The sequence below is a fragment of the Lysinibacillus sp. 1 U-2021 genome, from assembly GCF_029916965.1.
GTDB classification, from domain to species: domain Bacteria; phylum Bacillota; class Bacilli; order Bacillales_A; family Planococcaceae; genus Lysinibacillus; species Lysinibacillus capsici.
This window is the reverse complement of sequence record NZ_CP123966.1, coordinates 3,414,428-3,438,395: the sequence shown is the minus strand read 5'-3', so window position 1 is coordinate 3,438,395 and position 23,968 is coordinate 3,414,428. Positions and strand designations below refer to the sequence as shown.

The following is a 23,968-nucleotide window of genomic DNA, read 5'->3' as shown; positions in this document are numbered from 1 at the left end:
TCCTTATGGTAAGTTAATTTCGATTTCTACTAATTGATCAGCTGTTGCGTTACCTTTGAATACAGCATTTGCTACATCGATAACTGATGCACCAGAAGCAACAAATTTTTGTGTTGCCGGGTCCACCTTAACAGCTTGGCCGTTAATGATATCGCCACCAGCAACTACAAAAATACGACCGCGTTTAACGATTGCTGCCGGTTCACCAACTTGATAGTTTTGGTCATCTTTCTTTTCCACACAATCATGGATATTTTGAGCTAACGCGATACCAATTACAGTACCATCTGTGGCTATGGGCTTAATCGCTGTACCTGTAGCATTTAATTGAACTGCTGCACCGTATGGAACTGTTTGCTCCACCGCGTATGTGTCTGCTAAATAATCTTGATAACTAGATAATTGACCGGCTTTACCTGCGGGTTGCATATAATCCGGATAATTTGTAATAGGCATATAAATTCCTCCTTTTTGTATAAATAATTATTCGTTTGCTTCTTGCTCTAATATTTCTGCATTTTCTTTGATATATTTTGCGAGTCTCTTATGACCATGGGTTGTAGATTCTTCACTAAACCCTCGATATTTCACACGGGCAGGATATGCTCGTACAAGATCTTTTGTTTCCTCATCAATCTCAACAACAATAGCCCAACCAAAAACATGTAATATGCTATTCGTTAACCAAAGTAAACCCGAATCTCTAAACTCTTGCCACGCTTTTTCTTTAACCATAAAAATTCTCCTTTGTGGATATTACTAAGAGCGCATGTTTAAACGTTGATTTTTCATAGCTTCTAAATCTTTGTTTGTACCAGCATCACCTGTGTATGCACTATTAGCACCTACACTAGAAAAGCCATTGGATTGTACTTGCTCTACCGTTGCATCAAAAAAGGCGTTGATATAATCGTCTGATTTGCCATCGCCTTTAAAGTCCTGTTTAGTTGTTGAAATGACAGCTTCTTTGATTTCACGCTCTGATTTACCTGTAAAATCAAATGAGTCACCTAGAATCGCTTGTGAAGTATTAATTAAAGCTACTCGTTTTTCTACTTGTTTATCTAATTCATCTGCAGATAGCACTTGTTCTTTTAAAGTAGCAATCTCTCGATCTTTTGCTTTTAACGTTAAATCCAATGCATCAAGGCGACCTTGAAATGTATCAGCACTATCACCTTTCATATTTTTTGTGAATTCATCGATATAGGCTTTTACTGCTGGGTCTACCTCGTATTCTGTACCCTCAATTTTGATTTTTACCATTTCGGTGTTTCCTCCTTCTTTTTCATCGATTTGCCATGCGTCTGAATCGGAGCGTATAGCAACTTCTGGACCTGCACGACCTTTTTCTACAATCGCAATATGATTAATTTCTACATTTCGTTGTACAAACTCGTACTGGTCTCCGTTATATGTCCCACTTTCTGCAACCACATCTGATAAGAAACCAATACTAATTTCGTTATAACCCTCATGAATCTTTTCAATCAGAGCCTTATCCGTAACAGTTAATGAAATATAGAGTTTGAAGTCCTCTACACGAGAATCTGTATGGCTCATACCTTTTGCATAGGCTTGATAGTTATCAATTGTTACTGGCTCATTAGGATGTCCATCTGTAACAGGCTTAGAACGTGCTGAATAAATAGTACGGTCACTGAAAATATCTTCAGGTAATTTTGCCTCCATTTGCACCGTACCATCTTGTCGTTGATACGGAAAAACACCAGGACGAGTAATCGGTACATTGACCGTTAAATACCCTTCTGGTGTTTCCATGTAGTCTTTTATATAAGATGTATCGTAACGTTGCAGTTTCAATGTTTCACCCCCTTTCAAAAATAAAAAGAGAGTTGTTAACACAACTCTTTACAAATGTTGAGATGCAATGGCATGCGCCATTTCTTCTTGAACATTTTTTAAATTGTAATGTGAATTTATTATAAAGTTCGTCATTTCATAAGTATCACTATTAAAATCACAAGTAAAATACATTTCTAACTCTACTTCATTTATTTCTGTTTTAGTTTGATTATCTTGTAAGAATATTACGTCTTCTGTAGAGGATTTTAATTCAATTTCTCCATTGAAAGTTAAATTTCCACTAATAATACTAAAATTCCCTTGCTCCAAAGTCACTTGTTCTATGTTTAATAATTTTGATTTTCCTTCTCCTTTACCAAAGAAATATAGTTCTCTGAAAGTACTTTTTTCTATATATTCTGTAATGTAATTCCTTATCTCATTTTGAACTTCTTCTTTTTCTAACACCTTACTTAAGATATCGTGTCTAACTAAACTGTCCATTTCATTCCATTTCTTCACAAATTCTTTAAATTGTTCATTTGTTTCAACATAAGGTTCTAAAAGTTTTGAATAAAGAACTCCGTATGGTTGTTGGAAAATACTTATTCTAGTTGTATCTTTCTGTAAATCCTTGTGTAATTCTTGTTTATTTAGATAGTCTGTAGAATTATTAGTAATAAATATGCAATTTTCTAAACAATTTTCCTCAGTGTAACGCGCATAGGTAAGCCAAATTATTCCATCCCTAAATTCTTGTTTTTTTTCAGTGAACGGCTTTATCCTATAAATAGATCTATTGACCAATTCAGGTAATAAATTATTATCATATTCCAACACAATAATCTGTTCAGAATTAGTGTAATATCTATCAAACCTATCTCTGCAATATTCAACTTCTTTTTCCACATCTTGGTATATATCTCTAAAGTAACCACGATGCTTATCTTGTAAATATTTAGCAGATTTATTAAAAGAATTAATGTTTTCTCTTACTTTCTCCTCATAATGATGTCTAGTTTCCATTAATACAACACTCGAAACATAAACTTTAAAATCATGTTGCTTAAAGATATTCAAAAGATTTTTCATGTGCGGCTTTTGTAAAAAAGGATCATCATAAAAGACAGTAGTATCTAAAAATAAATGCATAATTAATCCCCCCTAAATTCATTAAAATTAATTTTAACTTCATTAGGTTATATTAGTCAAAGTTAATCAAAAACAGGAATAGCAACACACCTGCAACGATAATCCTCACCAGGCAAAACAACACGTCCGTTAACAGTAGGTGGATCATCATATGAAAATACCTTTCCGCTAAGTCTTCTGTGAGAATCACGTACCCGTTCATCAGCCGAATCATACCATTCGAATTTTTCAATACCTATACTCCGATGCCTTTCGGCCGTCATCTGACCAAGTATTGATCCTGCTTGGTCAACAGCTAAGAATTGCGCTCTACTTTCAGCAACATCTACTTGTTCTAGTATGGACTGCCGTATCTGTTTGATAGATTGCCCTTCCTGAACGCCTTTTCGAACGACATTCTCAACCTCTCTCCGATAATCATCCTCAATATTCTTGATGTAGGTCACATTATCTTTGATTTTATTGACTAGGAATGTCTCTAACCATGGTTCTCGTTGCGCTAGATCAATCCCTCTTACAGCAAGTTGATTAGCAATGTTATGCCTATTAAACCGATTAACACTATTCACGAACCGTTTAGCTGCTGAAAGTCTTCTTCGCTCACTGAATGACTTAGAAGCTTTATTCGCTAATGCTTTAAACATTCGTTTAATGTTGTCGAATATCCCATCAACTAAGTATTCTGTAGAGTCCTGCCTTTGATCGTTTAACAATGGCACTACATACTTTTCAAACTGTTTTAAGGTTTCATCTCCTAACTCAAGAATCATTTTTCGTATGTCATGACTGTACGTAACTGCTGCTGCATCTGGGAAACGTGTTATCGGAACCTTTTTACTCATGGCGGTCACGATACCCTTTGTATACTTTATCAGCAAGGTTCTTCAAATCAGCTTCATCTCCACTGAATTTAAGAGTATCTGATAACCCAAACTGACCAAAGCGTGCCTCACGGATTTCATCAGCAGTAATTATATTATTGAGTAAGTAAATCTGATCTGTTTCTGCAACGAGCTTGCGTGTTTCAGCATCCGTCTTAGCATCAACGTTCCAAAGAGGGTTAAATTGTATTTCCCACTCTAATGATTCAGGGTTAATACGTCCTCCTAACTCCTTTTCGGCCATTAATAACATACGAATCAGCTTTTCTAGATGGGGTTTCATATCATTCTCTTGATCTGCTACGATGCGTGAATAATAGTTCATCACATCATATTGAGCACCAGTAATGGTCCCTGATTCTTGCCCTTTGATGACTGTTTTCGGCATACGAGCAGCACCAGCGAGTAGGTCCCATACGAAATCCAACAGATAGTTAATGCCACCTACTGACGTTACCTCTTTTTTCAGTTCCTCATCATTTGCTATCATCGCCAAAGCTTCAGTTCTAAACATATAATCCATAATCATAGACAATTGTTGCTTATCTTGTGATGTTAAATTATCAATATCCTTAGATTTGTATACTTTAAAAGTAAAATCATGAAGAATTTGACCAACTGACCATACAGATGTATCAAAAACCGTGAGAATGTCGTATAACGGCTCTAAAAGTAAGCGTCCTTGTGCTTCCCCTTCCATTCGCCTTGTTTGGCTGTGAAGTAAGCGAGAGATGTGTACAGACTCTTCTGATGTTTGAGTCTGAATACCATGACTTGATGCTCGATTAATACGCAATTGCTCCAACTGACCGTATTTAATATCGAATACGTCCTCATTAATTAAGAATTCGTTTACCTTTAAAGAGCTGAATGCGTGCAAATAATCGACTGTGTTTAATTTGTCCATTTGTAGCTCTTCGCTTATTTTAAATTTATTAGCCTGATTCACTCCTAACGAAATAAAACCATCTCCACGGAGACGGTCATAAGTGAACATTTCTTTAAATGCTTTCTTAGCTTTAAGGTAGCAAGCTTACTCATAATGTTACGAGCTAATTTTTCATCCTCCATCTTCAAAGTGAACCAGTTTCGCGTCATGTCCTCGGCTGGTATATCGATGATATTTTGTACAATGCGGCTATCACCATATAAGTTCGTGATTTCATCATGAGATAATTTGCGGCCAACACCAGCAATCTGTCTGGTCAGCTTATCTTTTTGATTCGCCTTGCCGTTGCCTTGCATGAAGTCATTTCGCATCTCTTTTGCTTGGTCTAGGGATTTCATATTCTCACCTACCTTCCTAGTAAATTTTTATAGCGATCAATTGGATTAGAATTGTTTGTATACAACTGATTTAATGCTTGCGTTGTCATATCTACTAAATCGTCATGCGCTGCGTTAGGGAAGGATACAAGTTCCTCTATTAGGTCCTCAACCCACGGACACATATTTGGATGAGGTAGATATACATTTCCAGCCTCGAATAAAGGAGACACCGCATTAGCGCGGGCCTCCTTACCACCTTCAGGATCAACTGGAACGACTCCACTTATTTCATCTTTCAACATTTCGATGATAGCTGAACCATTTGCCTTATCCTCAATATATTTACTTCGTGCATTAGCCATCAAGGCAAAAGAAAAAGCCTTCCTAAGATGGCTTCATAAATTTTGATTCTTTTTTTCTTTATCTATAAACGCAATTAACCAAAAGCAGTCCAAGCTATAAACAATCCAAAAGTCACACTAATAATTACAATAATCGGCACCAAAAGAAGACCTACATATTTTAATCTCTTATCCCCTACATTCTTCCTAAAACCAAATAACCCTAACATAAAGCTCAGAATGAAACAAAGTATCCCTGTAGCAAAAAATACATAAAAAAGTGTTAACTGCATAACCGAATAGTTTTCCATTCCCCTTTGTATCGCGGCGATGCCTGATGCGATAAAGAATAGTATACCGATAACCCCAAGAATTATTGAATACATAGAAAATTTATTCATAAGAACACTCCTTCAGTATTATTAGCAAGAACGAACTTACAGTCACATAATCCCCTTACACACTATAATAATCAGGAAGGGAATAATTTGGAACCATATACTACAAACCCCACTTTCAAAACCACACCTAACTCCACCCCATCGGTTACTAGTACATGCCAGCGCTCCTTGGTATCTAATCTTCCTGAGATACTTGGTCACCCGTAAACCAGTCCATTTTATTTGAATGGCTGTTTGATGCAGTTTTCAAAGCAAAATAAAAAGCCTCAACTCATATTGAGTGCGACTTTTGTATCTATGTATTATTCATTCTTTAACTTTGTTGAAATATAAATTTCAATTCATTCCCCATCCTCCACTTACCTTTATCTGTTAAGGTTAGATTGATAAATCCAAATTTGTCTTCATCAGAATAATCATCTCCTTGTATATACCCGAAGCTTATTAACATGTATATCCCTTGTAGTTCTTCTCTTGGTACATCATTAATTTTGTTACTAAAAAGAATTTCAGTTCTTCCATTTTTAACTTCTTCTAACATTTTCATTTCCACATCATTCATCTCAAATATTCTAAGCACCTTTAACACCCCCAATATACCTATATATATTATAAGGCAAATGGAATGTATTGTAATTACAAGAAATATAAAACACAATAAAAAGCCTCGATCCGAAGATGAAAACTTTGATATTATGGTAGTGCTCTTTTCCTACTCGTGGTAGAGCGCACCACGTTATTCTGTAACGAATTGTGTTTAGTGCATTTTCTTGCACTTGTAGTAAGTTTGACTGACATTATGAAAAATGGACGAAGTTCACATATAAACCACTCCTTTCAAATTTCAAAACCAATCTATAATATAAAAAGCCACACCTTATTAGATGTGACTCACAATAAAACCTTTAGGCTAATCTTAAAATAACAATAGAAGCGCTGATAACCTGTGTGCCCAAAACAATGCTATTTAATAAAGTAACTGGGTTAACATTAATATTTCTTAATGTAAGAACGTCTAATGCATTTAAAGTCGTTATTACTTGACCATTTTTCGTTGAGTTACCAGTAGAGTCTCCATAATTGGAACCAGCTATTTGGTTGTCGCCATTGAAAAGAGCAAATGCATTAGGACCACCTCCAACATTCAACTCATAGTTGATAAGGTAAGTACCCGTTTGATTTATTATGATAGGTGCTGTTCCTGGTTCATGTGTTACAAACCCTGCAGGTGTAATATTGCCATTTGTACTGAAAGTAACTTGACCATTATTCGGAATATTTAATTGTTGTGTTGTATCATAAATATAAGCAAACCCCGGAAGCCCCGTACCAATAGGTTGTTGTGGTACCTGTACTCCTTGATGGACATTATTGTTATTATAACTTTCTTCACAATCTTCATGAATTCTGCTAATTCTTTTATCAGTTAAACCCTTTTCACTTCTATTGACACTTTCAAAACTCATTTTGTCATCCTCCTTGTTATTACATTATTCAATGAAGGGAGACAATTATGATGAAGAGAATAATTTTAACATCTTATTTTTATATAAAACATTTACACTAAGTTAATCCCTAATCTCTTAAAAATTATGGGTCGGCCATGCTTGTCATGCTCCGAATTAATTTTCGAAGCGCAGGTCGGTCGTCGGTCTGTCTTCCCCTAATATTTAGGTATTTGTAAATACCAATATAGGAGAAACCTTTACCGCATCGATCTCCCTCACATGGTACATTACTGTTATTAACTAAATCAAACTTTCAACTAATTCGACATAAAGGACATAACAGACTTTTAAAATCAGTTTCTTCTAAGTATTTATACGATTAATTACCACCTCTGTACGGATCTTTTATTTATTTCCATTTTTTCATTTATTTAATCCTCATTAAAGGTCGTTCATAATTTAGAGAATATGAAAGAGCTTTTGAATTTTCTTGATTAGTAGTTAAATTATTTTTTAGTTTATCAAACTCTTGTTTTAACTCAACAATATATTTATTATCATCCCCACTTGGCATATCATTAAATTTATTTGCGATATTATTCACCTGACTGAGAACCTCATCGTTTTTGGTAGCCATATTTTCAATAAACACTTTTATTTCGGTGTTCGATTCTTTGTTTTGAATATTAAATCTACTCACCATTGTTTCAATTTCACCACTAACCCTTTTTTTTACATCAAAAATATTACTTCTCTGTCCAAACAACATCTATTAAAGTAATTACTATAGCAATAACCGCTAATAGAATTGACATTAATGTTGCAGCAAAATTCAGATGAGGACCAGCATTTTATGAATCATTAAAAATATAAGCACCTAACCACACAAAACATCCAACAGCAATAATCCCAAGATATATTAAATGTAATCTGTCTACCTGCTTTCTTCCTTTAACTTTACTTACTTCTAATTTGCCCACAGTCTATTACCTCCAAAAATCATTTGATTTCCAGCATTATACAATTAAGGAAACTATTTTCCTACGAAAGTAAAAGGCATCCTTGTTAGGGATGCCTCAGACTGTAGACAAAAGCCATCGAGAGGTTCACTCTCGATGGCTTTTGTCATTTTTCTTCCTATTTTTTTAGATTTGGTTATATACAACCAAATATAGCATACTCTTCTAGCATAGTTGCTCTCTTAAGCTACTTGCCACGTCCAAGTAGCCAATTTCTTTAAATTCATGGCAGCAAAAGTAAGCATCGCCTGCATGGACAATTTTTTTAGACCTCTTAAGGTTGTCCATCGCATACCATGCTTTTCCTTTGCATCTGCAAAGATACGCTCAATCGTTTCTTTGCGCTTTGCATAGATTTGTTTGATGTCATTGGAATGGCGTAAATGTTCTGCTTCCTCCACATACGATTCCCAAATATGACGTTGAATGAGTTTTTGATGTTGCTTACTTTCTGTACATTGGGATAGGCTTGGACACTTCGCACAAATCAAAGGATTCGATTTATATTGACGATACCCTTCTTTAGTCGTTGTCGTATACTTCAATATCTGTCCTTGTGGACAAAGATAACAATTATAGTGCTCTTCATATATATACTCATGGGTGTGTAAGGAAGAACAGGCAACATTTGATTCTCTAATAAAAAATTTGTAATTGCGGGTGTTTTATAGGCTGCATCTGCCGCAACGGCGATTGGTTTTTGAACGTTTTGAATGACCCTTTCCACAAGTAGCTGTAATACATGGCTATCGTGCACATTTCCCGGAGTCACAATGGCACCTAAGACAAAGCCCTTTTCATCTGTCGCTGCATGAAAGGAATACGCAAACTGTTTCGTACGTTCATCCTTCACGTAATACCCACTTTCAGGATCTGTCGTGCTTTCCTTTATTTCTTTCCATTCTTCCTTTTCAAACTTCTCCGGGGGAAAGGGCTTTTTTCCGTGTTCTTCACGATCCATGTTTAACTCTAATTGAAGTTTTTCTTCATAAGCCCGTGTTTCTTTTCGTACAACCTTTTTATCATACTTCCGTTTATTCGCACTCGCTTTCACATGCGTAGAATCGATAAATAAATGGTCTGCATGGAGGAGTCCTTGATGCATAATCTCTTTTAATATACGATAGAATATCTGCTCAAATATATCAGTGTCTTGAAAGCGACGGACATAAAAACCAAACAACAGATTGCTGGGATAAAAACAACGCTTATTATTAAAAACGGTTAAACAAATTAAATTTTAATGTTATGCAAATCTGCCAGATCACCATAATATCTCATTTGAAAACCGCTGAAATAACAACCCTATCAGGGTTAATCATATTAAGGTGAGTAAATATGGAAAACAACAAATCTGCACATTACGTTCCTTTTTTATCTGTAATACTTTTTGTTTTATGCTGTGCGTGGGCATTATTTTTATAAAAATATTTACAGATGAAGTAAACCCGCCAATCAGGTTAACTGTGGCTGCGTTGAGAATGCATAATACATCAGAGGTTGCGGGGATTTCTCCCCGCTGGTCCTCTTACTCCCCAAGTTCGTAAGCTGTGAAGACAGCGGCCTCCGTCTGGTCGGTTCGGATTCGTACCTCGCAGAGGTCTTTCCTCGTTACCAGTACCGTCACTATAACGATTAAACAGATGACGATCAGGGTGATTAACATCGCCTTTTGCTGCTTCATAGCCCGCTTCTTCTTGCCTTTCAGCACGTAAGAGACTAACCTACGTTTGTAAGGCATAGATTGGGCCCCAGATTAATGTTAAGCCTCTTGCCGGATGCGTAATATCAACTGGGGTTTTTTCTATCTGCCTTTGATTTTCATGCCCAAGGCAGATAGCCTCAAGCCCCCGCAGCCATACTATTTAACCCCCGTTACCTCGCCAATATGAAATCAATCAGAAAGGCGATCCATAAGAACAATAGCAAGACAATAAATTGCCACCACAGCCGCAATAGCCAACGCACACTTGAGAACCAGCACGACAACCTCCTGTATTGGACGTGCACCTGCCCTGATAAATATGAGGCTGTCTCGTCAGTGATTCAAAACAACTATTGGGTATAGTTTCTGTGATTTTGTTCTGTAGAAATGGAACACAACAACCAGTCACCACCAGCACTTCTTTAAATACGCTAAGTCCGACGCAAGCTAACCTTCTAGTCCGCTTTGAGCGAGGAGCGGACCTGACATTGGGGTATGTCAATTTATGGGAGCAGGTCAGGGGCATTAATGCCCCCATATGGAATAAGTTTCACCTTGACATTAATAATGCTCTTGGGACAATCAAAAACTTTGCTTTAGTGGTACTTCTCTTGACATGTGGATACCATCTTTTGAACGCCTGCGCTCTTCAAAATAGATAGCTAATGATAAATAGATTATTGAGTTTCTAGCTAATCCAATGAGTTGCATGAGCCTTGATTCAAATTGGCTTATTGGTATTAATAGAGAGTGGGAAGATAGTTTTTCTTTTTCATAGATCTTTGATTTTAGATCTGTAAGTCTTAAACTCATCTTATTAACACCATCTTCGAGTTGTTGCGCTAAACAATTATCCCCATCTTTTTTTGCTTGCTTCATTTTTAATTTTTCATCCCGGATTTTATCTGGTAGTACATTAACTTCTTCTTGGATCTTTCTAAATTCACCATCATTATAAGTATTATATGATGTTGCAAGTTCATAGCCAAAATCATCAACTATTTTTAATGAACGATGTTCCATGGCATTTCTAATCTCTGCAAATGCCACTGCATTTGGATCTAACCACTTTGTTGCTGAATCAGAGTCACCAACTTTACGGATATCTTTTAATATATAGAATAAAGCGTGAATGAAATGATTGTCGCTATCTTTCAGCTTTTTATGTGGTTTCCATTTAGTATTATTACTTGTAAAGTCACGGAATAAATTATCTATACTGATTATTTTGTCATGTTTCAGATCGTTCAAATCAAAGAAGCGACTAATTAAATATGCTACTTTATCAAAAATTGAATATACTATTCTGAATGCTGACTTATACTGAGCAATCTTCAAGTTATTAATTGAGTAAGTCATATCCTCAACGTGTTGATATGTCGAGTTGAATATATGAGGGTTATCATCAGGTATATCTTTTGAAGAAAAAATCAAGTACCGAGCATAACAGTAATCATTTTTTAATTCATCATAATTACCGTGATAAGATAATTCTTCAGACATGGTGAGAGAACTATTAAGCGATTGAACGAATGAGGGGAATTCGAAAACATCATGATAAGTAATCGGGTACTCGCAAGCATCATTCAAATCATTAAGAAAGAGTCTTTTACTAGCGCACCATTCTAAATAGTTTTTCTGTTTTCTACATGTGGTTTTTTCAGTGTATTCTTTAAAGTAATCGAAGTCCGATGTTTCGAATAACTCCTCGAACCATTTTTTAAAGTTGAATAATTTGCCGCCTTTCTCAAGTGGCACTCTTTGTTCAGGATATAGTTGATCAATATTCTCAAAACCTTTTTTCACAAGTTCATAAGCGATATAGTAATGATATTCTGAATGTCCATTATCATAAAGTGAAAGCCCAAGAAAAATTTCATTATTGGCTTTTGCTATAATTGCAACGAGATTATTATCTATAGAAATAGCTTTATCATAGTGGGGAATGCAACATAACGTTCTACCTTGTGATGAAAGGCGATTAGCTAAATTTGTCTCAATCATAGACCTAAGACTATTATATGCATGAGTATTATTATCATGTTCTCTTCAGTCTACTTTAGGTAGCGCATGTAAAGCTTTCCTGTAAAAGATGACCGATTTCATCAAATCATCTGAATACCACTCAGTTTTACGTGTTTCATAAAGTACAGAGTAACAATTTCCTAAGCAGTAAAGATAATGAGCCTCGTCTAATTGGTGAGTAAAGGTGAAATCCCGTTCTGTAAAACTCTCTATTAATGAAGATAAAGAAACGTGATCACCTTTGATGATGTATTCATCCGCACGTTTACTAAACTCATCAAGTTTATCTTTTTCCAATAACAAAGTGACTCCTTAACTGTTCATACGAACTGAATGACAAGCTTCGATTTAAAACTAAACATATAAATGTACTATTTAATTATTTATTATATGTGGATTTGGTCGATAATGCTGATCTAGTATTTAAGTTTAGGAGCATAAAAAGTGATCTACTCCTCACAATTTAACATAGCGCATGGGTTCAACTTCCGCTTCTGGCACAGGGCTGCTGTTGCAGCACTGACAACCTTAGACTTCAATCGATTCAGAGATCTCTAACGCATCATCGACTTCAATGCCCAGATAACGGACTGTGCTTTCCAGTTTCCTATGGCCCAACAGAAGTTGGATCACCCAAAGATTCTTGGTTTTCTTGTAGATCAGGTAAGGTTTTGTTCTTCTCATGGAGTGTGTGCTGTAAAGCGAAGCTTCGAGACCAAGCTTTTCTACCCACCCATGAAAAATTCGGCTGTATTGCCGGGTTGATATGTGCCGGTTCGTTCCGATCCGAGACCGAAACAAGAAGTCTTTACTGTGCAAATTGCCAAGCTTTATCAATGCAGCAACAGCTTCTCTTGTCCCTTTGGTTATCTCAAATTGCACAGGGCTACCGATTTTCTGTTGCAGCACCATTACTCTGCTTGAAGCCGAGCTGCCATATGCAACATCAGATACTTTGAGGTTCACCAGATCACAGCCTCGTAGCTTACTGTCTAAGACCATGTTGAACTGAGCTAAATCACGCGTTTTACCTTCCAGTTCAAGCCGGATTCGGCTCCCTCAGATATGAGATATCTGGAGTTGTCTTTTTTGGCCTATGATACGGTCTTTGTTCCACTGTTACATGTTCATAATCAAATCTCCTGCAATGCTGGAGATTTGAGTACGGTTGTCCCTTATGAGCGAGTATTGGACATTGAGTTACTTGTATCAGGGGTGGTCAAAATATTGGCACTTAGCCATAAAGGTATTTACATCAATGATTTATGATCTTTCCTTAGCAAGATTGCTACTTTTTTGTGAAGTATGTTCATGTCAATAGTAGGTAATTAAATTTACAAAATCGCGAATTAATGGTTATATATCCCCTATGGCTTGTTTTTTTAATACGAGGAATCAAACGGATATGGATAATAATATTCTATTTATTTCATCAATTGAGCGGTTTAATGATTTCGAAGAGGTTGTTAGACGCTTTTTACAGCGAATGTTTAATGCAGATGCTTATATTACAAATGGCCCTTATGACGGAGGCAAGGACGTCGTTTACTCAGTAAGAGGTCGTGAAATAAGAGAGGTAATACAGGTATCTATTATAAAAAAAGGTTTAGAAGATAAACTTGAAGAAGACTTAATCAAAACAGATGATTTAATTAAAAAATATAATTACCCTCCTGTATTGAATTTTTTTTGGAGCCACAAAATATCTGAAAGCAAGCTTGAAGTTTTAAAAAGCAATGCCAGAAAAAATTATGGGATAACCCTCGAGTTTTATGACGCAAATAGAATATCTCAAAAAATCACCAATGATTATCCGGAGATATTAACCTTTCTTCTTGAGGAAGTTCACAATTATCAATCCTCTAAAAAGGATGAGTTGGACATAAAAGAAATAGCATTTTACGAATATCTGGTGTTAAGTAAAGATGCTGCCAATTTAAAGAATGTAATTATTGATTCATACATAGTTTCATTACTTACAGGTCAAGGGAAGTCAGAGCATGATTTAATCAATGAAACCCAAATTCTTGGGGTACACAATGAAACTCTTAAAAATAGATTGTATCTTTTAAAGCGAGATAATCGAATTATCCTTGATGGAGATTTATACAGTCTGTCTGAGGTTGAAAGTAAGAGAATCAGGAATCTTGAGTTAAAAGAAATAGCCAAAAGGAATGAGGTTTTAACAATAATTGGTAATGCGACCTCAAAATACTTTAGTGAAAATATATCCACCGAGGTTCTTGACCTAATTAAGGAGGCTTATGCTGAGTCGGTCAATCTACAGCTTAATGAATTAAACTTCGAATCCCCAAGAAATCAAATTGTTAAAGGAATTATTAAACAACTGGAAAAATTGATAACTGAAAAAGGAAAAATAAACAACTCATTGTCTTCAAAATTAGCTAATGAGCTTGTTGAGTTATCTGGGAGAAATGAATATCTTTCAGACTATTGCTCATCAAGGCTATGCATAACTCTATTAAATCAAAAGAAACTTGAAAGATATATTGACAATAAAACGTTTTTTTTATACCTAGATGCCCCAGTATTGATTCCATATCTTGTTGCATTAAGATACGATAAAATTTCTAACAGTGAAAAATCGATAAGCACTGTTAAAACGTTAAAGAAAATAGTATTTAACCTTAAAAACAGACACATTCGTGTAACCCAAGAACATCTTGAAGAAACAGTACGACATTTATTAAATGGAATGAAAATTAGTTCTTTTGCCAATGATGAATTAGTTAGGAAGATAGGTAATTCTAAAAACGTATTTTTTAATACATATATAAATATTAAAAAAAGCAAACCTAGTAGTTACAATTTCGAAAATTTTTTAGAAGATTTTATTGGCTATGAAGATACATCTGGCTCTATCGATGCAAAGTTTTATAAACTAATTCGTTCAGTCTCTCAGTATTTAAATCTAAATAGAATTGAAGTTATTTCAACCTCAGTTTATCAGGAAGATAGAATCATTGAGGAAGTTGCCAGGAAGTTTTCTAGGCAAATATCTGGTCCAAAAAAAAGAAATCCACGAACTATTAATAATGATATTTATGCTGCATTAACCTTATCTGATGACAGCATACACTGCGATGAAAAGGGAGTCGGTCAAATCCCTATGCTAATTACATGGGATGCAACTCAGCACACACTCAGGAATATAGTAAGACAAAAAGATAAATATAAAGAATGGTTGGTTTACACTCCCCAAAGAGCAATTGAAAGACTTTCAATGTTAGAAATGAAAATTGAGAGCTCCGCAATTAAAGATGGTGTTTTAGCAATTATTGATGAGGATTATTTCTTCAAGGAAAACGATTCAAATTTAATCGATACTCTGGCATTGCTAGTGAAAGATGATTCCCCTGACGCCGGCGCATTAACAACTTTGATAAATAAACTATCGCAAAGGGTAACCGAGGAGTCTTTAGATTCTCAAGATATTGAAAAAGAAGCATTCAATACTTTAAACGAGATTTTAGTATTTACTTACACTGAGTTTAAAGATAATTTTAGCCAGGTAAAAATTGTTTTCAGTGATGAAAAATATACCGACTCAATCTTTGAGATACTAACCTCAACACTTAAGCGACCTTTCGATGATTCTTCTAGAATAGAGTATAAAAATAAAATAGACGAAATAATTTCAGTTCACTTTGGTTGACTGTTTGGGGAGAGGGTTCTCCCCAATTAAAGAACTTATTAACAATATCGATAAAGTTGTGAACTGTTCCCCATGGATTGATGCAGATAGGTGCTATCAACATCCGCCTTTGGCACAAAGCGGACAACCACGCTAGCTCTACCGACATGGCTTTTCCCATTGCTTTAAGTGCGTCAAAAAACAGTCTCCATTAAAATTTCCTCCCGGTAAAAATCACTTCGCAATTCCTGGCTGGACGACATTCGGACGCCAGCTCTCCCAGTTAAAATTCACCCATCGCCCGCCGTTCATGGTCATGCGATCCATAATCCCCATAAAAGAAATTTGATTAGCTCAAATTGTTTTGCTGGCATCATGTTTGATGTCCAAAATTGTGTTTCGTTCACTAGCAAAACTAGCTACTTAAAACTTTATTGATTACGTTTTGCTTGTTCAGTTTTCAAGGTTCATTTCGTTCACCGCTGTTTCAGCAGCAACTATTATATAATATCATGCACTACACACCGTGTCAACAATAATTTTGAAATTATTTTTTTGTTTCAATCAGTTGTATTAGCGACTTTTATAACTATACCATAATCTTTTTATATTGCAAGCCTTTTATAAAATAAATATTAAAGCCGTTATTCCTAAGACACCAGGAATACCTAAAACAGCGATTGTTAAGACAGAAAACAGATTGATTGGCACATTATATCCTATATAACCTATACCTAAATGGATTACGAATAATAGTAGAAAAGCAAATGCAAATCTAAACCAAAACACCGATAATCCTTCTAAGATTTTACCCAATTTAGCATGTCTTATTATTACATAAAGAAAAAGAAGCCCGACAGGAATACAAATACTCATAATTACTAACCCAGACATATAGTTGCCTCCTCAATTAAATAATTATGAAAGTTTATGTTTCCTGTTTTGCTTCTATGATTATTTTACAAAGAACTATTTTATTAGTACCTTACGAATTCTAGCTTCCTTAAACAAATAGAAATGAATACTTTCTGCTGTTTTGCGTTGAGCAATTACACCTAGGTCATAATCATCCATTAATTCTTCTATTATCTTTGCCTGCTGTAAATCTTCTTTTGTTTCTTTAATCAGATTCACAAGCTTATCATCAAATTCTTTTTTTAATTTCCCTTTACTACGGAAGAACATACTAATCCCTCACTCATAACTCGCGTCTTCCTTCCATTGCCTTAGATAGCGTAACCTCATCTGCGTATTCTAGATCTCCACCTACTGGCAATCCATGAGCAATACGGGTTGTACGGATACCTGACGGTTTGACAAGGCGAGAAATGTACATAGCGGTTGCCTCACCCTCGATTGTTGAATTTGTAGCTAAAATAAGTTCTTGGACACTTTCATCTTGCAAGCGCACTAGCAAAGAAGCAACATTAATGTCTTCTGGACCAATACCATCCATTGGTGAAATAGCACCTTGAAGTACATGGTACATACCGTTGTAGTCACGCATTTTTTCCATTGCAATCACATCTTTTGTATCTTGTACAACACAAATAATAGAATGATCTCGCTGCTTATCTGTACATATGTGACATGGATCGACATCCGTTATATTGCCACAAACAGAACAGTAGCTTAGGTTTCGTTTAGCATCAATCAGTGCTTTAGAGAAAGATAATACATCATCTTCCTTCATTGTTAACACAAAAAACGCCAGACGAGCCGCAGTTTTCGGCCCGATACCTGGCAATTTCATAAAACTATCGATCAATTTAGATATTGGTTCTGGGTAGTACATATGAATACCTCCTAGAACGGAAGGTTTAAGCCTTGCGTGAATTTACCCATAGTCGAGTTTGTTTTTTCTTCTACTTTTTTCAGCGCTTCATTTGTTGCAATAACAATTAGGTCTTGTAGCATTTCGATGTCTTCTGGGTCTACTACAGATTCATCTAGATTTACTGAAACTACTTCACGCTGACCTGAAACTGTTACTTTCACCATACCGCCGCCTGCAACACCTTCGAATTGCTCAGCATTTAAAGCTTCTTGAGCCTCCATCATTTCCTTTTGCATTTTTTGCATTTTTTTCATCATACCTTGCATATTTCCCATTCCACGCATAAATGTTTCCTCCTAAAAATTTAATCTTCAATAATTTCAACAAAATCTTTACCGAAGAGCTTTTCAGCCTCTGTCACAAGTGGATCTTGTGAAGCAAGAGGTTGAGCATCATCGATAAATGGTTCTTCTGGCATTTCTGCCGGTGGTGGCTCTAATAATTCTTCTCCATGCTCTGCTTCAGTCTGTGATTTCTTTTGCTGCAGACCATGATCACGAATAAACTCTTCACGCATTTTTAACCATGATTCTTCTGGTATACATAGCATCTCGTACATTGTACCAGTTTGCCCTGCAATTAATTGTGTAAAGTGAGCCTTTAAAGACTGGTTGTCGGCAACCATCTGACAATGAATATCATACTTGAATTTTAACACAAAAGCACTTGAAGATGCCGCAACAGGTTCGGCTTCTGCTAAAAGAGCAGATTGTGATTTTTGCATTTGACTTAGGGCTTGCGCCCAAATGGACTTAATACGTTGTACATCTTGCTTTGTGGCATCTTTCAGCACTTCCTGAATACGACCTGTAGGTGCTTTATAACCATTCGGACTTTTAGCTCGGGGCCGTTGCTCTTTTTGTGCTGTCGGCGTTTGCACTGGAGTCCCCGTTTGCAGTTGTAAGGAAAGTTGCTGAACCAGCTGTTCAAGAGCTACAATTTTTTGAGTGAGATCAGGGTTTTCTCCCATTTCATTTGTAGTCACCGTTTGATGGGCTATCCCTCCTGAAAACTGTACCATTTTAAGCAAAGCCGTCTCTAAATAAATTTTGGTATGGTGAGAGAAACGCATCTCTTGCTGTGTCTTTGCAAGTATATCAATATACCCATAAAGCATATTTGGTGCAAATTCGTGTGCTAAAGTGAATACACGTTCCTCAGGAGATACAAGCTCTAAAAGTTCAGCTAAATCATCACTTGTTTGAAGTAATAATAAATCGCGGAAAAATGTAATTAAATCCTCTGAGAGCCGCAAAGGGTCCTTACCGTCAGCTATCAGTTGCTCTAAAAGGGCAAGCATTTGCGCAACATCTTTTACTTTGAGTGCCTCTGCTAGATCATAAAAAACATCCTGACTAATAGAACCTGTCACTAATAACGTATCCTCAAGTTTTAATTTTTCGCCGCTAAAAGACACAACTTGGTCCAATAAGCTTAAAGCATCACGCATTCCCCCTGCGGCTGATTGTGCAATTACCTTTAAACCTTGTTCTTCATATGGTAAGTCAATATCTTCTAAAACAACCTTCATACGTTCAATAATATCATTAGTAGAAAGTCGTTTAAAATCAAAGCGCTGACAACGAGAAATGATCGTAGCAGGCAATTTATGAGGCTCTGTAGTTGCTAAAATAAACACAGCATGAGGAGGTGGTTCTTCCAACGTTTTTAAAAGAGCGTTAAAAGCGCTTGTAGAAAGCATATGCACTTCGTCTATGATGTACACCTTATATCTACTGCTTGCGGGAGCAAAACGAACCTTTTCTATGATATCCCTAATCTCTTCAACACGTGAATTTGAGGCTGCATCAAATTCAATGACATCTGGATGTGAACCATCTGTAATACTTATGCATGTAGCACATTCATTACACGGCTCTTTCGACGGTGCATGTTCACAATTCAAGGCCTTCGCAAAGATTTTAGCAGTACTTGTTTTCCCTGTACCACGGGGCCCAGAAAACAAGTAAGCATGTGTTGTTTTATTTGCTAGGAGAGCATTTTGTAGCGTTCTTTTGACATGTGTTTGACCAGACATTTCTCGAAAAGATTGCGGTCGATACACACGGTAAAATGCTTGATACGTCACTGATTTCCTCTCTCCTTCTCCATTTAATTGAATACTTTTATTATAGCATTTGCTGCATTATATAGAAAATGAAGTTGCTAAATTTAAAATAAAAAAGCATCCGCCTATAATAGACGGATGCTTTGAATTGGCAATTTAATGCCGTGCACCTTTCCTTGACAGCCGCACATAAGCGTTACTCTTGTCGTTAGCTCAGATTAGGCAACCCCGCGGCACATGAATAAGACCACTTAATGCTGCTTCCTTCCGGACCTGACATGGTTCATGGGTATCCATTGCGCAGGACCCAATCGTCAACACTACGTGCAAAAGGCAGACCAAACAATACGGACAGCCTCGAAAAAGGAATTCAGTCTCGCTAGAGCGGATTGCGAGTTACAGGACACCGCTACCTTCCCACCTAGCACGGCAATAACTAGTATACTGACTGTTTGTATAAAATGCAACTTAATGCACAAATTATTTATTTCTAAGTGACGATTTAAACAATATATATTTTTTCAAAAATTATCTTGACGTTCGTTTCTAGTTATGATAAATTTATTTTTGTCGATAAGACAGTAAAGCAATATAACATGGAGGTATACCCAAGTCTGGCTGAAGGGATCGGTCTTGAAAACCGACAGGCGGGTAACACCGCGCGGGGGTTCGAATCCCTCTACCTCCTCCAGTTTTAAATTTCCGACTACGAATGTAGCCGTTTTTTTTTGCCTAAATTGTATGTATTACTTGTTAGATACCACTTCCGCCTCGGTTGTGGTATTTTTTATTATATCAATGATGGGAGGTTGTTAAATTGCAATCGAAATTACTTATGACACGTGCTTCCCTTACTTGGATTTTCATTATTGCTGTTATGACTGCAATAGGTAGTGAAATTAAAATTATGCCTTTTGCTAATACAACTTTCCGTTTTGGTTTAGGAACAATTGTCTTCTTTTTATGCACATTAATTAAACCTACACCAATTATTTTAGCTGGTGTAGCTACCAGTATTGTGACAACTATTTTTCGGGTTATTAATTCGACATTACATGATGTTCCGATTGCCGAGAGTATATTTAACCATTTACCAGCCGGTTTATTTTATGTATTGTTTGCAGTATGCCTGCAAGTTTTAGATATTCAACAATACAGAGAAAAACCACTAAAACTTGGTTTACTCGTTGCTTTTAGTGAGGTCATCAGTAATTTAGCTGAACAAATTTTCCGCTTTTTTGTCCAAACATATACTTTTTTATTTCTCCATGATCTCTTGATCCTATTAGCAGTAGCATTATTACGAAGCTTTTTTGTAGTAGGGATTTATAGCTCTATTTTGGTAGCGGAACAAAAAAAACGGGTACAAGAAATGCTGAATATTGGATCTGACCTCTATGTGGAGACACTATATTTAAAAAAATCAATGAATCATATTGAAACAATTACAGGTAGTGGTTATGAATTATATCGTCAGTTAAAGACGCAAGGTTTTCGATCCGAGAGTTTACAAGCACTTCATATTGCCCAGGAAATCCATGAAGTGAAAAAGGATTCTCAACGAATATATGCTGGGATTTCAAAGATTGTCGGTGAAAAGAGCTTTGGCCCTTTCGTATTATCTGAATTATTGCATTATATTGAAGAAGGTAATAGGAAATATGCAGAATTACTCGGTAAGGAAATACAATTTAATACATGTATAGACTTCGATTTTCAAACGAAAGATCATATTGCACTGCTTGCTCTATTAAATAATTTATCAGCCAATGCTGTTGAGGCTATTGAAAAGCAAGGGATCATTTCTATTGCTATTAAGCGCCAAGAGGATAATACTGTAATAACAGTATGTGATAATGGACAAGGGATTTCACAAGCAGACATTTCTGTTATTTTTGAACCTGGATACACCACTAAATTCAATGTTGATGGTGTTGCAGCAACTGGCATTGGGCTTTCACATGTTGCTGAACTAGTAGAAAAATTAAAAGGCTCAATAACCGTTGAATCAAACAATCAATACACAACGTTTAAAATCATAATTCCTACGCAAACTATTCAAACGGGAGAGACTTAAATGAGGTATTTTATTGTAGATGATGATCGTGCAAGTCGTGTTATGTTAAAGCAAATTATTGAAGATAGCGGGTTAGGAACAGTTATTGGTGAGGCTCGCAATGGTGAGGATGCCATTCCACAAATTTTAATGACACAGCCAGAGTTTGTGCTTATTGATTTACTGATGCCTAAGCTTGATGGCATAGCAACTGTGGAACAACTTATGCAAAATCGTTTCGAGGGACAATTTATTATGATTTCACAGGTAGTGAATAAGGAAATGGTTGGCGAAGCATATGAGCAAGGAATTGATTTCTTCATTCATAAACCAATCAATCGTATTGAAGTCGAAAATGTTTTGAAAAAAACAACTGAACAATTTCGACTTAAAAATTCACTATTAGTGATACGTCAATCACTTACAAATATTGAGTTAAGTGAACAAAAGACTCATAAAGCTACATCACGAGACCATATTCAGTCTATTTTGAATGATATGGGGATTGTCGGGGAAATTGGTAGTGAGGATATCATTGCCATTATAGAAACATTACTTGCTCACCAGCACAAGATTGCCCCCCTTCCTCCATTAAAAGAGCTTTATGAAGAAATTGCAGCTGTGACCAAGGCTACGCCAGATGAAATTTTAAAAGAGAGTAAAGCCATCGAGCAGCGTGTGCGTCGTACAATATTAGCTGCCATGATTAATCTCGCTAATTTAGGGGTTGTTGATTACACAAACTCAGAATTCGAGTACTATGCCCCTCGCTACTTTGATTTTAAAGAAATTCGTCAGCTCATGACACAGATTGAAGATCACGATAATCGTAAAGCAAAGGTAAATATTAAAAAGTTTATTCAAGTGTTATATTCAGACATTTTAACAAAAGTAAATTAATTTTATCGGATTTTGTCGGATTCCATAAGTCCTCCGTATTATTAAAGTAAGGCGTGTCCTAAAAATTTAATATTAGGGGAGGTACAAAGGATTTGAAAAAGAAATTTAAAGTCAGTTTAGCCGCTCAGATTTTAATCGGTTTGATTTTAGGGATCATTGTTGGTGGTATCTTTTACGGAAACCCCAAAATTGAGACATATCTACAACCATTAGGGGATATATTTTTACATCTTATTAAGATGATTGTTGTACCGATTATTATTTCGACATTAATCGTTGGTGTTGCTGGTACTGGAGATATGAAGCAACTTGGACGATTAGGCGGGAAATCTATAATTTACTTTGAGATTATTACTACAGTTGCAATCGTAGTTGGATTACTTTCCGCAAACATTTTCCAACCTGGTGCAGGTCTTAACATGAATGAATTATCTCAAGGGGATATTTCGAAGTATGTATCAACAACTGAGGAAGTACAGCACGAGGGACCATTTGATATCATTGTAGGCATTGTCCCAACAAATATTATTCAGTCAATGGCTGAAGGTAATATGCTAGCAATTATCTTCTTCTCAGTTATTTTCGGTTTAGGGGTTGCTGCAGTAGGAGATCGAGGGAAACCAGTCTTAGACTTCTTCCAAGGGGTAGCAGATGCTATGTTCTGGGTAACAAACCTCGTAATGAAATTCGCGCCACTAGGGGTATTTGGTTTAATTGGTGTAACCGTTTCCAAATATGGGTTTGCTTCACTGGTTCCACTTGCCAAATTAGCAATTCTTGTTTATGCAACAATGCTATTCTTTATCTTTGTCGTTCTTGGACTTGTGGCAAAATTCGCAGGAATCAGCATCTTCTATTTAATTAAAGTATTAAAAGATGAGCTAATTTTAGCCTTCTCCACAGCAAGTTCTGAAGCTGTATTACCACGTATTATGATGAAAATGGAGAAATTAGGGGCGCCAAAGGATATTGTATCTTTTGTTATACCTACCGGTTACTCCTTTAACTTAGATGGGTCAACACTATATCAAGCCATTGCAGCATTATTTATTGCACAAATGTACGGTATTCACCTAAGCATTGGTGAACAAATTACGTTAATGCTTGTATTAATGGTTACATCAAAAGGTATTGCAGGTGTACCAGGGGTATCATTCGTTGTACTTCTAGCAACTTTAGGTACTGTAGGTATTCCACTTGAGGGACTAGCCTTCATTGCTGGTATTGACCGTATTCTTGACATGGGACGTACAGTTGTTAACGTAATTGGTAACTCATTAGCGTCATTAGTAATGGCTAAGTGGGAAGGCCGTTTCGATCGAGAAAAGATGAAAAATTACTTTAATGATAATGAAAATCTAGCGTAATTTAAAAAAATCCTCACGATGTTGGATGGCATCGTGAG

The 23,968-nt window shown here is 36.1% G+C and carries 25 protein-coding genes, 1 tRNA gene, 1 other RNA gene and 2 pseudogenes; 6 read left to right on the top strand and 23 right to left on the bottom strand.

Features of this window, described 5'->3' with window-relative positions; all coding sequences use genetic code 11:
• Nucleotides 1-3: 3 nt before the first annotated feature.
• The 17 genes and pseudogenes from QH639_RS17805 to QH639_RS17725 form a co-directional block, all read right to left on the bottom strand.
• A complete protein-coding gene (locus tag QH639_RS17805) occupies nucleotides 4-456 on the bottom strand; it encodes a structural cement protein Gp24 (protein WP_281114875.1) in 453 nt (150 codons plus the stop codon).
• A gap of 27 nt (nucleotides 457-483) precedes the next feature.
• Complete coding sequence (locus QH639_RS17800; RefSeq protein WP_281114874.1) at nucleotides 484-735, bottom strand: hypothetical protein; 252 nt, start codon at nucleotides 733-735, stop codon at nucleotides 484-486.
• A gap of 24 nt (nucleotides 736-759) precedes the next feature.
• The gene (locus QH639_RS17795; RefSeq protein ID WP_281114873.1) at nucleotides 760-1,824 is read right to left on the bottom strand and encodes a DUF2213 domain-containing protein; all 1,065 of its coding nucleotides are present in this window, start codon (nucleotides 1,822-1,824) and stop codon (nucleotides 760-762) included.
• A 48-nt stretch (nucleotides 1,825-1,872) separates the two neighbouring features.
• Entirely contained in the window at nucleotides 1,873-2,958 is a 1,086-nt protein-coding gene (locus QH639_RS17790; protein WP_281114872.1) for a PIN domain-containing protein, read from the bottom strand.
• 62 nt (nucleotides 2,959-3,020) lie between these two features.
• Complete coding sequence (locus tag QH639_RS17785; RefSeq protein WP_281114871.1) at nucleotides 3,021-3,800, bottom strand: minor capsid protein; 780 nt, start codon at nucleotides 3,798-3,800, stop codon at nucleotides 3,021-3,023.
• Nucleotides 3,793-5,084: pseudogene (locus QH639_RS17780) on the bottom strand (anti-CBASS protein Acb1 family protein). The gene QH639_RS17785 and the pseudogene QH639_RS17780 overlap by 8 nt, the downstream one beginning before the upstream one ends.
• A 50-nt stretch (nucleotides 5,085-5,134) precedes the next feature.
• A complete protein-coding gene (gene terL / locus QH639_RS17775; RefSeq protein WP_348638182.1) occupies nucleotides 5,135-5,470 on the bottom strand; it encodes a phage terminase large subunit in 336 nt (111 codons plus the stop codon).
• A gap of 74 nt (nucleotides 5,471-5,544) precedes the next feature.
• The gene (locus tag QH639_RS17770) at nucleotides 5,545-5,850 is read right to left on the bottom strand and encodes a hypothetical protein (protein WP_281114870.1); all 306 of its coding nucleotides are present in this window, start codon (nucleotides 5,848-5,850) and stop codon (nucleotides 5,545-5,547) included.
• Between the two features lie 313 nt (nucleotides 5,851-6,163).
• Nucleotides 6,164-6,430 carry a hypothetical protein gene (locus QH639_RS17765; RefSeq protein ID WP_281114869.1) on the bottom strand — a complete coding sequence of 89 codons (267 nt, stop codon included), beginning with the start codon at nucleotides 6,428-6,430 and terminating at the stop codon, nucleotides 6,164-6,166.
• Nucleotides 6,431-6,755: 325 nt separating this feature from the next.
• Nucleotides 6,756-7,316 (bottom strand): hypothetical protein, encoded by a 561-nt coding sequence (locus QH639_RS17760; protein WP_281114868.1) that lies wholly within the window; start codon nucleotides 7,314-7,316, stop codon nucleotides 6,756-6,758.
• Nucleotides 7,317-7,725: 409 nt separating this feature from the next.
• The gene (locus QH639_RS17755) at nucleotides 7,726-8,067 is read right to left on the bottom strand and encodes a hypothetical protein (protein ID WP_281114867.1); all 342 of its coding nucleotides are present in this window, start codon (nucleotides 8,065-8,067) and stop codon (nucleotides 7,726-7,728) included.
• 82 nt (nucleotides 8,068-8,149) lie between these two features.
• Nucleotides 8,150-8,278 carry a hypothetical protein gene (locus tag QH639_RS17750; protein WP_281114866.1) on the bottom strand — a complete coding sequence of 43 codons (129 nt, stop codon included), beginning with the start codon at nucleotides 8,276-8,278 and terminating at the stop codon, nucleotides 8,150-8,152.
• Between the two features lie 221 nt (nucleotides 8,279-8,499).
• Nucleotides 8,500-9,488: pseudogene (locus QH639_RS17745) on the bottom strand (IS1182 family transposase); the annotation flags it as partial.
• Nucleotides 9,489-9,845: 357 nt separating this feature from the next.
• The gene (locus tag QH639_RS17740; protein WP_175527019.1) at nucleotides 9,846-10,001 is read right to left on the bottom strand and encodes a Hok/Gef family protein; all 156 of its coding nucleotides are present in this window, start codon (nucleotides 9,999-10,001) and stop codon (nucleotides 9,846-9,848) included.
• Between the two features lie 603 nt (nucleotides 10,002-10,604).
• Complete coding sequence (locus QH639_RS17735; protein ID WP_231316994.1) at nucleotides 10,605-12,026, bottom strand: LA2681 family HEPN domain-containing protein; 1,422 nt, start codon at nucleotides 12,024-12,026, stop codon at nucleotides 10,605-10,607.
• A 45-nt stretch (nucleotides 12,027-12,071) separates the two neighbouring features.
• Entirely contained in the window at nucleotides 12,072-12,344 is a 273-nt protein-coding gene (locus tag QH639_RS17730; RefSeq protein WP_231316995.1) for a hypothetical protein, read from the bottom strand.
• A gap of 231 nt (nucleotides 12,345-12,575) precedes the next feature.
• A complete protein-coding gene (locus QH639_RS17725; RefSeq protein ID WP_281116210.1) occupies nucleotides 12,576-13,085 on the bottom strand; it encodes a tyrosine-type recombinase/integrase in 510 nt (169 codons plus the stop codon).
• Between the two features lie 51 nt (nucleotides 13,086-13,136).
• Here QH639_RS17725 and QH639_RS17720 point away from each other — a divergent pair, with 51 nt between their 5' ends.
• Nucleotides 13,137-13,316, top strand: coding sequence for a hypothetical protein (locus QH639_RS17720; protein WP_281114865.1), 180 nt, complete (start codon nucleotides 13,137-13,139; stop codon nucleotides 13,314-13,316).
• A gap of 136 nt (nucleotides 13,317-13,452) precedes the next feature.
• The gene (locus tag QH639_RS17715) at nucleotides 13,453-15,723 is read left to right on the top strand and encodes a hypothetical protein (protein ID WP_047674170.1); all 2,271 of its coding nucleotides are present in this window, start codon (nucleotides 13,453-13,455) and stop codon (nucleotides 15,721-15,723) included.
• A 600-nt stretch (nucleotides 15,724-16,323) separates the two neighbouring features.
• Here QH639_RS17715 and QH639_RS17710 read toward each other — a convergent pair.
• The 6 genes from QH639_RS17710 to ffs form a co-directional block, all read right to left on the bottom strand.
• Nucleotides 16,324-16,596 (bottom strand): pro-sigmaK processing inhibitor BofA family protein, encoded by a 273-nt coding sequence (locus QH639_RS17710; protein WP_048391019.1) that lies wholly within the window; start codon nucleotides 16,594-16,596, stop codon nucleotides 16,324-16,326.
• Between the two features lie 75 nt (nucleotides 16,597-16,671).
• Nucleotides 16,672-16,887, bottom strand: a complete 216-nt coding sequence (locus QH639_RS17705) for a YaaL family protein (protein WP_004233954.1) — start codon at nucleotides 16,885-16,887, stop codon at nucleotides 16,672-16,674.
• Nucleotides 16,888-16,900: 13 nt separating this feature from the next.
• Nucleotides 16,901-17,497: a recombination mediator RecR gene (gene recR / locus QH639_RS17700; protein ID WP_048391017.1), complete on the bottom strand. Its 597-nt coding sequence runs from the start codon at nucleotides 17,495-17,497 to the stop codon at nucleotides 16,901-16,903.
• Between the two features lie 11 nt (nucleotides 17,498-17,508).
• Nucleotides 17,509-17,823: a YbaB/EbfC family nucleoid-associated protein gene (locus tag QH639_RS17695; RefSeq protein WP_004233957.1), complete on the bottom strand. Its 315-nt coding sequence runs from the start codon at nucleotides 17,821-17,823 to the stop codon at nucleotides 17,509-17,511.
• 20 nt (nucleotides 17,824-17,843) lie between these two features.
• Nucleotides 17,844-19,628, bottom strand: a complete 1,785-nt coding sequence (gene dnaX, locus QH639_RS17690) for a DNA polymerase III subunit gamma/tau (RefSeq protein ID WP_237898984.1) — start codon at nucleotides 19,626-19,628, stop codon at nucleotides 17,844-17,846.
• A 141-nt stretch (nucleotides 19,629-19,769) separates the two neighbouring features.
• An RNA gene (gene ffs, locus QH639_RS17685) (signal recognition particle sRNA large type) lies at nucleotides 19,770-20,037 on the bottom strand.
• 168 nt (nucleotides 20,038-20,205) lie between these two features.
• Here ffs and QH639_RS17680 point away from each other — a divergent pair.
• From QH639_RS17680 to QH639_RS17665, 4 genes are all read left to right on the top strand, one after another.
• Nucleotides 20,206-20,298 (top strand) — tRNA-Ser (locus QH639_RS17680).
• A 126-nt stretch (nucleotides 20,299-20,424) separates the two neighbouring features.
• Nucleotides 20,425-21,684 carry a sensor histidine kinase gene (locus tag QH639_RS17675; RefSeq protein ID WP_131522641.1) on the top strand — a complete coding sequence of 420 codons (1,260 nt, stop codon included), beginning with the start codon at nucleotides 20,425-20,427 and terminating at the stop codon, nucleotides 21,682-21,684.
• Nucleotides 21,685-22,563, top strand: a complete 879-nt coding sequence (locus QH639_RS17670; RefSeq protein ID WP_048391012.1) for a response regulator — start codon at nucleotides 21,685-21,687, stop codon at nucleotides 22,561-22,563.
• 92 nt (nucleotides 22,564-22,655) lie between these two features.
• Complete coding sequence (locus tag QH639_RS17665) at nucleotides 22,656-23,930, top strand: cation:dicarboxylate symporter family transporter (protein WP_016995246.1); 1,275 nt, start codon at nucleotides 22,656-22,658, stop codon at nucleotides 23,928-23,930.
• The last annotated feature ends 38 nt before the right edge of the window (nucleotides 23,931-23,968 follow it).